We start from the raw sequence: 12,486 nt of genomic DNA on the forward strand, positions 1-12,486 counted from the left end.
CCATGCCACTGGAGAAGATACTTCGCATTACCCTGCATTGCCCCTTTCTCACAGGGAGGCGACTGCCCGTACACACCTCAGCTTTGCGTCCGACAGACCAGTGAGATCCCCCGCCTCAATACGATTCTCTCGGAGGAGCCTCCCGAGGAGGATTGACAATTGTGAGTAGCGAAAATCGTACTTCGTGTCGATCTGCTGCTGGGCTTTCGCAAGGAATTCCAAGACTGACCACATGTCATCGGGTTCCTTGGCGTCAGCAGCCCGGCTCTTGAACTCAGCCATGACTTCCGCCAGTTCGCGTTGAAGCGCTGCGTTGACCACGCGTCTCGCGATCTTCTTGTCTGCTTCGGTCCAGGTGGTGTGTTGCATTCTATGCCTCTGTGCTGACACGGTATGCACTTGCAGCGCTGACAATGCCTTTTTGATCCGCAAGCCTGGCGCCAGCAGACAAAGCTCGCCGGCCTGAAGCGCTCGGTGAGGCACCTCTGCGTGGATTGTAAGCGACAACTGCCAGGCGGCGAATCTGCCCCCACCGCCTCGCCTCACACACCAACAACGCCCTCTGCCCAGCCTACTTCACCGAAGACCGCGCCATCACGTCCTTCCCCGCTTGGTGCGCCGCTTTGGCCCTCCCGACAGTCTGTTCCAGGATGTCGGCCGCCACCAAGCCCGCACCGCGTGTCGGCGACGGCGGCCAGCTTCCTGATCGCCTTGCCGGTATCCGGTTCAAACTGGGAAGCGGCTGACCCGATGCTCCAGCCCGCGTTCGTAACCGCCAGCCTCCCCTCGCGTGAACATTCGTTCACACCCGTGAGCAAACGTTCACAGATCGGAAGAAACGCTCCCTTTCTGTGAACAAACTGCCTCTGCGTCGCCATTGAATCTTCCGCGGCACCTCGACGACCATGGACCCCATGCCGAACCCGGGTGCGGACCGATCTTCCCGCCCCCACGGCGGGGCTGCTGCCCCACTCGTCGAAGATCATGTTCCGGGGAGAAACCTCATGAAACCTCAAGTCACCAAGATCGTTCAGAACCTTCGCGAAGCCCTGAGCGGCGTTGCCGCCGGCGTCGCCCCCTGTCTGCCCGCTGTAGCAGCGCCTTTCGCCACTTCGGCGTCGCACCTCTCTCACTCGGCGAAGTCGCCGGTGGCTACCGGGCCTGTCGGCTCCGCACCCTCTGCAACGTCAGCAGGAAGCTCACGCCATCCTCGACGTTGCGGGCCGAGATCGTGCCACCCATCTTGGCCATGTAGGTCCTGGCGACAAAGAGTCCCTGGCCACGGTTGCCGCGGGCCCCAGCTTCCGGCTGCTCGGAGACGCCGTACTCGAAGATCTTGTCGATCAATTCATCGGGGATTGGAGCGCCGACATTGTGGATGGTGACGGTCGCAGTCCTTTCAGCGTTCTCCAGGGCGAGGGTGATCGGCGTCCCCGGGCGGCGATAACGATCGGCGTTCTTCAGGACATGCGAGAAGACGTCCTCCAGGGGATACTCGTCGGCGTGCACCGGTACCGGGCCATCGACCAGTGCGCAGCGTACGTCGGCAATACCGGCGTGCTCGGCGACATTCGGCAGGAACTCGGCGAGATCGATGGCCTGCACCTGAAAAGCCGTCGACTGGAAGGCCTCGCTCGGGCTGGCGCTGCCGTAGAGGACACGCACGGCTTGCTGCATGCGGCTGATGTAGCGATGACTGGGGTCTTCCGGGTTGCCGTGGATCGCCAGGAGCGATTGCAGTGGCGACATGATTTCATGGCCGACGGCGTGCCACAGTTCCTTCTCCTGCTCGGCCCGGATCCTTTCCCGCACGGCGTCCTCCTTCACCCGCTGCAGAAGATCATCGAGGCAGTTGGCCAGGATGCCCAACTCGTCGCTGCCCCGCAGGTCGGCCAGGTCGAAATGCTCCAGCGTGCCATTGGGACGCGCACTGCGGGCGGCCTCCCGGGATCGAAGGCGCTGAACCATGGGGCGGAAGATTCCCCACTGGCCGAAGCTCTTCACGAGCCAGGATAACCCGTTGGTGCGGCGAACGATCCGCAGGCCGTCGGCGGCCTGCACGGTCCGGGACAAGGCTTTGGCGCGTTCGGTGAGGCGGCCAATGGGATGGATGATCCCCAGTTCAATGACCAGCCACGCGCACCCGATGGCGAGCAGCATCGCGCCGACAAACCAGGAGACGCGGCCGGCAACGGCGCCCAAGGTCTGATTGACGCTGCGGATGTCGCCCCTGAGCAGAACCTGGAAACTGCCCAGCGGGGTCACCACTTCGTCGACGAGTTCGAGCGGCGCGTCGTAGCCATCCACCGGCAGCCAGTGGATCAGGCGGGTGAGTCGCGGCGACGTTTGTGTCGGCACCTCCGCCTCGCCGCGCCGCACCCAGTCGCTCCTGGGGCCCTCGTCCTTCTTGCGAAGGGTCAGGGTTTCGCCGGGAAGGAGGAGCGCGCTCAGGTCGTTGAGGGAGAAGGGCGGGATTGCGCCTTCGTCATTGCTGTCGAACAGGGCCGGGCCATTGCCGGGCGGCAGCACCTGGACGCGCACCTGGAACTGGTCGAGATCCGGGGGCGGCCACTGGATCTTCCTGCCTTCGGCCAGGGCGTCGCGGAGCGCGTTGAGGGACAGGCGCAGCGAGAAAAAGGACTTCTTCGTGCAGTTCGGCTGGTTGGCGTCCAGGCACAGGGTTTCCTGCCATAGCCAGCCGCGGAAGTCCTTCACCGGCGTCGGGGCGGGACCCTCAAGGACCTCGGGGTTCTCGGTGTCGTCCACTTCCTGGTAGGCGGTCACACGGCCCTCCAGACGGTCTTCGCCAGCCATACGTTCGAAAGGCGCCAGCAAGCGGTAGGTCTTGCCATGCAGGCTCACCTCCACTTGCACGCGGTGGGTGTCGTCGAGGGCCACGTCGCTGATGTGGTGGGCGACCAGCGTCCCGCTGGCGAAGGTGCCGGCCAGATAGACGAAGCCGGCCGACCAGAGACTGTGGCCGATCGCGACGCACAGGCTGCCGTGATTCCGGTAGTGGACCAGGCAGCCGGCCATTTCCACGGCGTGGCGAACGTCGTACAGGTGATCGAAATCGAGACTGGAGAAGGGCAGGATCATCGGCCGCAAAGGCGTCACCGCGCCGCCAGCGCGGGGCGGGTTGAGCAGCGCGAGTTGCCCCGAAGGGTGACGCAGGCGGGCAACGATCTGTTCCTTGGTCTTGGCGAAGCTTTCCTGATAGTGGTCGTAACTGCGCTGCTTCTCCTCCTGCAGGACGGTGACGGCCATCGCCACCACGGCCAGGGCGAGGAACAGGAACGACGTGCGGAAGACGATGCGCAGGCGGAAGGACGCCAGCCAGGCCAGCGCGGCTTTCATTGGCGGCGGGCCGGATCCGACCAGCAGAAGCCGCGCATGGGGATGTTCTCGATGCCGTCGAAGGCTTCGTCGAGTTCGCGGAAGGCGTCACGAATGGTGCTGATGTGCTTGCGGATGTTGTCCCGGTTGCGACCGCTCTTGACGACCTGGAAGAGTTCGTCGTAGGAAACCACCTGGCCGCGCTTCTCGTAGAGGGTGGCGAGGATGCGTTGTGCGGTCAGCGGCAGATTGACCCGCTGGCCGCGCCACCGGGGCGCTCCCTGGCGCAGCGGGTCGAGGGAGAGCTCTTCGCCCACCGGCAGGCAGGGTTTGCCGGGGTTGCGATCGCGCGCGGTACGCAGGATCTCCAGGACGGTGTCGACGAAATCGGCCTCGGAGAAGGTGGTCTTCTGCAGGTAATCCCAGGCATCGAGCGCCTTCATGATGCTGCGGTAGATGGTCGCCGGCATCGCCGAGACGACCAGCACCGGCGTGCCGCGGGCGCTCTTGTTGATGGCGTTGATGATCGCGACGCCGGCGTGGCGCTCGCAACCGAGTTCGATATCGAGCACTACCAGGTCGTAGTCCTCGCGGGCGATGGCGGCTTCGGCGTCGTCGCGGGAGAACCACTGCTCGACGGTGATTACCGGCTTGGCCGAGAGGATCCACTGCTTGAGCTGATGGCTGGTGGGCGGATCGTCTTCGATGATCGCGACTTGGAACATGGGGCATTCTCCAGGACTGCTTGCCGTAAGTATCCCCGATTTCTCCGGAGCAAACACTCACGTCGTGTGAGTGTTTGTTCACACGGCGGAAGAAACAGTAACGCGCCGGAAGAAATACTCACGGTGCGTGAACAAACAGACCCCACGTCGGCATTGAATCTTCCGCGACACTCGTAGTCCGCATTTGCGCCAACCCAAACGCGGAGGTCATCGGCATCCAGACGCGAGACGACCTCGTTCGCCATCGTGCCGCCTTACGGCGTTCGGCGACGACCGCCAGGAACTCGCTGGCGTTTGCCGCTAGTCGCTGCGGACCGAGAAGCGCCTGACCGGCCGCATCCGATGGCTTCGTCTCACAGCCAGTCGGACTGGCCTTGGCAGCTGTGAAGATTTGTTCACACCTGTGAGCAAACGTACACACGCCGGAAGAAATACTCACGGCGCGTGAACAAACACACCCCGCGTCGGCATTGAATCTTCCGCGGCGTCTCCGGCACGATGGGCTCCATGGGCAATGGGTAGGCCGATCGGGTTTCCGGTTCCTGGTATCCGCTCGCACGTCGAGCGCACCGCCAAGGCACCTGAGCCCTCGTGACGACGATCGCCAGGGCGTTCGAAGTGTGACCGCCCGGGACGCAATTCGGGCGCGCGGGGAGGAGGGCGGTCCGTACGATTCCGCCCACCAATCCTTATTACATAAGGATTGGTGGCATCGCAGCCTTATGGAGGAAATCACATGGTTTTGCACCAGGCATCGGCAGCCGGCGGACGCTCTGGCAGCGCCTGGCACCCGGACCGATCGACGTATCGGGCGGGTTGCCGGCGTCGGAGGTTTTTCGTCGAGGCTCTCCGTCGTGCTCCAGGGAAGCGGGGCGCCAGCAGGCGGATGGGTTCTTCATAAGGATTCAGGGGGTCACGAATCCTTATCTTTAAGAGGGGGCATGAACTGCCAATGGACGCGTGGATCAGCGAAGTGCGATCGCTGCTGCAGGGTCGCCTCAAGGAAGTCTTCGAGCATGCCAGGGACCTCGGCAACCGCTATCTGCAGGCGGTCATGGATGCCAACAGGGGTCAGGAATGGAAACGGAAGAATACGCTCCAGTTCCGGGTCCGTCAGCGCGGCAACGCGATCGCCCTGGAGTGGTACGTCATCGCCTGGTACGGCGGCACGGGTCAGGATCGCCAGATGCGCCGGAGTTACATTCCGAAGCGCAGCCCGAGCCGGCGGCGGGATGCGCAGGTGTTCAGCTACCGCATCGACGACCTGCTTCGGCACACCTCGGGGTGGGATGACGATCTGGTCAGCGCGGTCGAGACCGAAGCCAGCGGGTACCGTCGTCAGGCGCACTACCTCGCCGACATGCTGGTGACGCTGGGACGCCTGCAGCGTCTTGCGCAGGCGCAGACGTCGGACAAGCCGGCGGAGGACACCCCATGAACAAGCCGCCACGCTATTTGGTGACCGATCGCTTCGATTTCGGGATGCTCGCGTCGCTGACCGCAGACCTCAAGCTGACGGAAATGTCCCTGGACGACGTCTGCCAACTCATTGAAGAGGCCGAGCGCGAACAGCAGCTGGGACTTCATGGCGGATGGGGTGATGCCGTGAAGGATCCGGCAGCGGTCACTCTGACGCTCAATGGCTCCATCTTGCTGGTGGCCTGCCGGGTGGCAAGTGCCCGGGGGATCGAGCTGAAATGGGCACGGGTGGAAGTCGTCGAGCGGCCCCTGGGAGGTGACCAGTGAGCTCCCGCCAATTCCCGGCGTCGCGTACGGGCAGGTCCGTGCGGTAAGGGGCAGGGCGGCACCTGGGGCAGTCCCGGGCAGTGACGGGTGACCGTGCAATGGCAGCGACGGCGCCGCATTCGATGGCATGAGCGATGGCGTTTGCGCCCATCGGCTGCCGCGGGCCATGGGCGGTGCCTCCGTACGGCCACTGCTCCCCGCGCCAGAGCCTTCAGGTGACCTCCTGAAAAGCGTCTGAAGTCACTCGCGCCCGCTTCCGAAACATCACCCGCGGGGCCGCATTTCCGTCGTTCGCGCCAAGGCCCCGGTGCTACAAGCTGCGGTATGTCCCGCCAGCATCCCGCTCATGTCCTCGTCGATTCGATCGGCACCCGCCAGCACCCCGTGGAAGTGACGGAAAGGGGCATCTCGGTGATCAGGGCACCGCGCGCCAGCAGGCTCATCGGCATGGCTTCCGACCTCAACGATGCCGAGGTCGATGCCGGATCGCTCGCCTTCATGGGGCAGGCTCTCGTCCAGACCACCTTGCCCCATAGTGACCCCGGAGTGTTCTGCTTTGAACGGACGAGTGGCGCGGTGTCGCTGTCGATCATCGCCAACCCGCGATTCGGTCTGCCGTTCGGCACCGTTCCCCGACTCCTGCTGGCCTGGATCTGCACGGAAGCCGTGAAGACCCGATCGCCACTGCTGGGCCTCGGCAACAGTCAGAACGAGTTCCTGCGCAAACTCGGGATGCGAACCGATGGCCGGGATTGCCGCCGGCTTCGTGCGCAGTCACTGAAGCTCTTCTCGTCAATGCTGTCGATTACCTATCAGCGCCATGGACGGTTTGGCCTCAAGAACATGCCCATCGCCGATGAGGCCCTCGTCTTCTGGGACCCCCATCGGCCCGATGACCGGATGCTGTGGGAAAGCAGCCTCAGACTCTCGGGGGAGTTCTTTCGCAACGTCACCGAGTCGCCGGTGCCGATCGACGTGCGTGTGCTGCACGCGCTCTCCAGGTCGCCCCTGGCGATGGACATCTATTCCTGGCTGGTCTACCGGATCTTCCTCCTGCGGGTCACCAATCGCCCGAGCGTCCTGGTTCCGTGGCAGTCCCTGAAGCTGCAGTTTGGTGCCGACTACAGCGCCACGCCGCGCGGTCTGCTGGACTTCAAGCGACAGTTTGTCCTGCGACTCAAGGATGCCCTCCTGTTTTACCCCGAAGCCGACGTCAGCGCTCGGGACAAGGGACTCCTGGTGGCCGCTTGCCGCTTGCGCATTCGCCACACCGGCGGCGGCCGGCTGTCTTCCCTGTAGCCCCCGCTTGCCGGTACCCGTCGCGATCCGTGGCGATGGGCTTCGGCGTCCGGATCCTGCTCGTCGCACCCCCTGCCAAACGCTCGCCAGGCCAATCCTCTCCCTGGCAGTGAGGGATAACACCCGCTGACTGCACTCGCGCCGATCCAGTCTCCGCCTCGTCGACGCAACGCCTGATTCCTGCCGTCCGTGGTGCGGAGGCTGAGATCCTCGCCTAGTTGATCCTCTGCCGTGCTTTTTTGGCGAGCGGGATTCAGGGGCCTCCGGCCGGGGCGCCAGGGAGTTATCCACAGGCGACGGCCCCTCTTACTTGTAAACATACTTGCATATTACTTGTTAACTACTTGAGGCAGCCCGCAAAGCCTTGCCCCGCAAGGCCTGCAGGCCGGTCGCTGAGAGCGTTGTCACGTGCTTCTGAGAGCGTTGTCACGTACTCGTGAGAGCGTTGTCACGTGGATAACTTTTCGGGGTCGCTGGAAGCCCTGCGCGGCAAGGGTTTGCGGCCGATGGCCGTTGAGAGCGTTAGCACGTGGATAACTTCTCTGGCGGCCCTTTTCTGTGGATAACTTTGGCGGAAAAGGCGCCGGCGCGAACCGATTTCGGGGGCTTGCATTTTTTACGAAATCCGTAGAATGGGTCAGGAGTGCGCCCGAATCGACACCGCCCACGGCCGTTTCGGATCGAACCGGGCCAGCCGGCGGTGCCCCTCAACTCCGGCAACGCGAGGTCGTGCCGGCCCGGAAACGGGTGCCTCCAACACGGCAGATCGCGTCGGCCGCCCCACGTCACGGGGCACTGATCCATTGGGAGGAAGCCATGCACCACGAAGCACCGGAACGATTCGAACTCGCCAGACTGCTGACCTCGCTGGCCTGGCACGGCTGGCGCCTGCTGACCCTGCGGGGCGACTGGAAGGCGATGCCCGACTCGGCGGGCTTCGTCTGGCTGGTCCTGAGCGTCGTGTTCGTCGGCGGGCTGACCGAGCAGCTGGTGCGCGGCCAGTCTCTGACGTCGGCCCTCGTCAGCACCCTGCTCTGGCTCGGGGTCGTGCTGGCCGTGTCGAGCCAGCGTGGGTCACTGAACCGTCGCCTCGTCGCCGCCCTGGCCTTGCTGTCGATCGGCATCGACGCCCTGCTGATCCTCACCGCATGGCTTCCCGCAGCCGAATGGCCGGTGGCGATCTGGTCCGGCCTGGCTGTCCTGCGCCTGCTCCTGCAGGCCAACGGGACGGGTGCCGAGGCCCGTCGCTGACGCTCTGCAGCGAGGACGCTTCGATGGCCATCGCTTCCCCCTACGACTTCGAGGTGCCCTGGCGCCCCAACTTCGAGGCGAAGATGGCGCTGGTCTGGGCCGGCGGATCGGCGCTGATCCTGGTCTTCTCCCTGGCTGTGCCACTCTTTTCCCGCTTTGCGGCACTGCTCGCCGTCGGCTGCGCGCTGGCGGCGGCATACCGGGGATACCAGGCCTACCAGCGACTGGTGGACGCCGCGCGGCTGCAGCGGTTCGACAAGGAGTTCATCGATCTCGCCGAGTTGCAGAAGAAGGCCCGCCAGGCGGCCGAAGAGAACAGCCTGTGGCTCGGCAAGGGCTTTCCCTGGACCGACATCGAAGCCAACAAGCTGCATGCCCTGCTGTCACTTGGTGTCGTCCGGACGATCGGCCAGGCCGCGCAACACACCGACGGTGCCTACTGGGTTCACGGTCTGGCTGCGGAGGCTGATCTCTATTCCGAACTCTCCCAGCTCGTCGGACATACCCTGATCGTCGGCACGACCCGGGTCGGCAAGACGCGGCTCTTCGATCTCTTGATCGCGCAAGCGATCTTCCGCGGCGAGACGGTGATCATCATCGACCCGAAGGGCGACCACGCGCTGGCGAAGAACGCCCGTGCCGCGTGCGCGGCCAGCGGGGCAGGGGAGCGCTTCGTGTATTTCCATCCGGCGCATCCCGACCGCTCGGCCTGCATCGATCCCCTGCGCAACTGGAACCGCAAGACCGAGCTGGCGAGTCGTGTCGCCGCGCTGATTCCCTCGGAAACCGGGGCCGATCCGTTCACCGCCTTCGGCTGGAAGGTGCTCAACGACATCACCAACGGCATGATCGCCATCGGTCGTCGCCCGAATCTGGTGCAGCTCCGGCGCTACGTCGAAGGCGGCCCCGACGGACTCCTGCAACGCGCCCTGAAGGCGCACTTCACTCGTCACGTGAAGGACTGGGAGAGCCGGGCAGCGGCCAGTCTCAAGCGCCACCGGGATCGGGTGCTGGAAGCTTACCTCGCTTTCTATCGCGAGATTGCGGTGCTCGAAGCCCCCTCGGTCGAACTCGATGGCCTGATCTCGACCTACGAGCACAACCGCGAGCACTTCCAGAAGATGGTCGCGTCGTTGATCCCGATTCTCTCGATGCTGACCAGCGAGCCCCTGCAGGAACTCCTGTCACCGGATTTCGAGCCGGGCCACGAGCGGCTGGTGACCGACATGTCGAAGATCATCCACGGCCGCAAGGTGGTCTACATCGGCCTTGATTCGCTGGCCGACGCGACCGTCGGCAGCGCCATCGGATCGATCCTTCTGGCCGATCTCGCCGCCGTGGCGGGCGACCGCTACAACTACGGCATCGACTCGCTGGCGCCGGTCAATCTGTTCATCGACGAAGCCGCCGAGGTGCTCAACCAGCCGGCGATCCAGCTGATGAACAAGGGGGGCGGGGCGGATTTCCGGGTCACCATCGCGACGCAAACCTTTGCCGATTTCGCCAGCCGGCTTGGCGACGAGAACAAGGCCCGCCAGGTGCTCGCCAACACCAACCACAAGATCGCCCTGCGCGTGCTCGACGCCGAGACGCAGAAATACCTCGCCGACGGCATGCCGCAGATCAAGGTCCGCTCGATGGCGCTGCGCTACGGGCACCAGGTCGACCCCTGGGTTCAGGCCGAGTACACTGCGTCGTACCAGGAACAGATCCTGGAGGAGGAGGCCGAACTCTTTCCGGCGGCGATGCTCGGGGAACTGCCACCGCTGCACTTCCTGGCGCGTCTGTCGGGCGGGCGCACAATCAAGGGACGGATTCCGATCCTGGTGGTGTCCCCATGAACGGGGCGCGCAGGGAAGCCGCCGCAAGTACCTTCGTCGTCGTCGCGCTGGTCCTGGGGATCGTGGTCGTCTGGGCGCTGATCCCGTCGGCAGCGATTCGCAGCGCCTGGGTCGCCGAGCGGGCAGGGGTGTACGCGGTGACCGGCGCGGGCGAGGATGTCCTCTTCAGGCGGACCCTCGACGACCTGCAGTCTTCGTTGGCGAGCGACTTTCAGGGATGGCTCGGCGACGTTCGCTCGATCCGCCGGGGGCCCTGGGATCCCGCTGGATTCTCCGACTGGCTGCAGGGCCGGGTCGTCGTCACCTGGCTGTGGGTCGGGCTGATCGCCTATCGCCTGCAAGTGCTGATGGGATGGTTGTTGCCGGGCATGCCGCTGACGATGGCGGCGTACCTGGACGGCCAGTTCGTGCGCGAGATCCGGAAATACGCCTTCGTCGCCCAGAGTCCGATCCGGCACAGTCTCGCGATGCGGGTGCTCTGGATCGTTCTGATCGGGTTCGTGGCCTGGCTGATCTTGCCGCTGCCGATGCCCGCAGTCCTGCCGCCCTTGCTGATCCTCGCCATCGCCTATGCCCTGTGGTTGTGGGTCAGCAACCTGCAGAAGAGGTTGTAACCACCTTTCGCGAACGCCCGCCGTCTGCACGCCTGCCGCCGGTCCTTGCAGGACGGGCGGTCGCCGTGGCCAGATATCTGCCTTGCTGGCCCCGATGCCACCGGAAATCCGGCTCTAAGCGGCGTCCCTTGCGGGATCGTCCGAGGGAGCAGAGGCACCATGGACGATGGCGTCGACCAACCGGCGCCATCGACTTCAGAAGCATTGAACGCAGACTGCAGGCAGTGAAGCGCACCGGTGTTCGCGCGCACGCCGGAGGTCACTGCGGGTTGAGCTTCGCTGCGCGCGCGAGACCTGGCCCTGGCGTCGCGACAGGTCGAACCGCAGCGGTCAGAATACTCTCACTCAAACTGGCGCCGGGGCGGTGGCAGTGGGCGGGGAAACATCCGGGCGCCGTATTGTCTATAGACCTCACTCAACGATTCCCCGGAGCAACCATGACCCTGCTGATTCTCGGCCTCGCGACTTTCCTGGGGATACACTCCATACGAATCTTCGCCGAGAGCTTCCGCAACGCCCAGGTGGCGAAGCTCGGGCTGAACGGGTGGAAGGCGGTCTACTCGATCGTGTCGATCGCCGGTTTCGTGCTGATCGTCTATGGCTACGGCGAGGCGCGCCTGACGCCGGTGGCGATCTGGACCCCTCCGCTATGGACCAGGCATCTCGCAACGTTGCTGACTGTTCCTGCGTTCATCCTGCTGGCAGCGGCGTACGTGCCGGGTACGCGAATCAAGCGGGCGGTCGGTCATCCGATGGTTGCGGGCGTGAAGATCTGGGCGTTTGCGCACCTGATCGCCAATGGTACGCTGGCCGACGTGCTGCTGTTCGGCAGCTTCCTGGCGTGGGCGATCCTGAACTACGCTTCGGCCCGTCGCCGCGACCGCGCTGCGGGTACCGAGTACGTGACCGGGCCGATCACGCGCGACCTCACGGCGGTAGTCGTCGGTCTCGCGGCGTGGACCGCGTTCGCCTTCTGGCTGCACGTCTGGCTGATCGGCGTACGGCCGTTCGACGGCTGAGACGCCTCTCGGTTGCCGAGAACGTCTGCGTCGGTCAACGGCACCGGCTCCTTGCGGGTGACGCGTACCTGTGCCGCCGCGGCTGCCGGTCTCGACGCGACCGGTGGTCTGCGCGACCGGGCCGCCTTGGCGCAGAGCGGTCAGCCGCAGGCGGCCTCGCCAGCGATGGAAGCGCGTATCGCGGATCCCTGCACGCGCGCAGGATTCTGCGACGCGCAAACCGCTGCCGCTGAAACGCGATAGTAGTACCCGTCACTCGTCGGCGCTGCACCTGACGCGCGGGCTCCCAGCCTGATCTAGCATCGCCGTACCCCGCTGGCTCGGACGACCGGCTTGGCGCAGCGGTCCCGGCGATTGTCTCGGTGGCGGTTGCCTGCAGCGTACCGTCTGGCGCGCCGGCGGGATCAGCGCTGCCACGAGCTCGAACCCTTCGAGCGGCGTCAGCATCAAACTCATGCTGCCACCGGGAGCCGCCGGCTGGCAGCCCCGGCGCAATCCCTGCTCCACCACGCTCAGAAAAATGGCCAGCGCCAGCGTCTCGATCGCGGGATCGTGTTGCAGGTGAGACCGCAGCCGCTTGGGAACCGACAGCTACCACTGGCGGACCGGCAGTCTCGGCAAAACGTGGTTGGCCAGACGGGCGGCGGCTTCAACC

The 12,486-nt window shown here is 64.9% G+C and carries 11 protein-coding genes; 8 read left to right on the forward strand and 3 right to left on the reverse strand.

Going from position 1 to position 12,486, the window contains the following annotated elements; all coding sequences use genetic code 11:
• Positions 1-48: 48 nt before the first annotated feature.
• The 3 genes from frp to E4Q08_RS14020 all read right to left on the reverse strand — a co-directional run bounded on the left by frp (position 49) and on the right by E4Q08_RS14020 (position 4,061).
• A complete protein-coding gene (frp, locus tag E4Q08_RS14010; protein ID WP_169070831.1) occupies positions 49-369 on the reverse strand; it encodes a fluorescence recovery protein in 321 nt (106 codons plus the stop codon).
• Positions 370-1,152: 783 nt separating this feature from the next.
• Positions 1,153-3,357 (reverse strand): sensor histidine kinase, encoded by a 2,205-nt coding sequence (locus E4Q08_RS24845; protein ID WP_248594918.1) that lies wholly within the window; start codon positions 3,355-3,357, stop codon positions 1,153-1,155.
• Entirely contained in the window at positions 3,354-4,061 is a 708-nt protein-coding gene (locus E4Q08_RS14020) for a response regulator transcription factor (protein WP_169070832.1), read from the reverse strand. Before E4Q08_RS14020 ends, E4Q08_RS24845 begins: the two co-directional genes overlap by 4 nt.
• A gap of 952 nt (positions 4,062-5,013) precedes the next feature.
• On the opposite strand from E4Q08_RS14020, the gene mobI reads away from it, so the two are divergent.
• From mobI to E4Q08_RS14060, 8 genes are all read left to right on the forward strand, one after another.
• Entirely contained in the window at positions 5,014-5,499 is a 486-nt protein-coding gene (gene mobI, locus E4Q08_RS14025; protein ID WP_169070833.1) for a conjugative transfer protein MobI(A/C), read from the forward strand.
• Positions 5,496-5,807, forward strand: a complete 312-nt coding sequence (locus E4Q08_RS14030) for a hypothetical protein (protein WP_169070834.1) — start codon at positions 5,496-5,498, stop codon at positions 5,805-5,807. Before mobI ends, E4Q08_RS14030 begins: the two co-directional genes overlap by 4 nt.
• A gap of 324 nt (positions 5,808-6,131) precedes the next feature.
• Complete coding sequence (locus E4Q08_RS14035) at positions 6,132-7,106, forward strand: replication protein RepA (RefSeq protein WP_169070835.1); 975 nt, start codon at positions 6,132-6,134, stop codon at positions 7,104-7,106.
• Between the two features lie 816 nt (positions 7,107-7,922).
• A complete protein-coding gene (locus tag E4Q08_RS14040) occupies positions 7,923-8,357 on the forward strand; it encodes a hypothetical protein (RefSeq protein WP_169070836.1) in 435 nt (144 codons plus the stop codon).
• 23 nt (positions 8,358-8,380) lie between these two features.
• Entirely contained in the window at positions 8,381-10,198 is a 1,818-nt protein-coding gene (gene traD / locus E4Q08_RS14045) for a conjugative transfer system coupling protein TraD (protein WP_211203429.1), read from the forward strand.
• Entirely contained in the window at positions 10,195-10,812 is a 618-nt protein-coding gene (locus tag E4Q08_RS14050) for an IncC plasmid conjugative DNA transfer DtrJ family protein (protein WP_169070837.1), read from the forward strand. Before traD ends, E4Q08_RS14050 begins: the two co-directional genes overlap by 4 nt.
• Positions 10,813-11,249: 437 nt before the next feature.
• Positions 11,250-11,831, forward strand: coding sequence for an NnrU family protein (locus E4Q08_RS14055; protein ID WP_169070838.1), 582 nt, complete (start codon positions 11,250-11,252; stop codon positions 11,829-11,831).
• A 12-nt stretch (positions 11,832-11,843) separates the two neighbouring features.
• The gene (locus E4Q08_RS14060) at positions 11,844-12,074 is read left to right on the forward strand and encodes a hypothetical protein (protein ID WP_169070839.1); all 231 of its coding nucleotides are present in this window, start codon (positions 11,844-11,846) and stop codon (positions 12,072-12,074) included.
• Positions 12,075-12,486 lie beyond the last annotated feature (412 nt).

Source organism: Candidatus Accumulibacter contiguus (assembly GCF_012940005.1).
Classification (GTDB): domain Bacteria; phylum Pseudomonadota; class Gammaproteobacteria; order Burkholderiales; family Rhodocyclaceae; genus Accumulibacter; species Accumulibacter contiguus.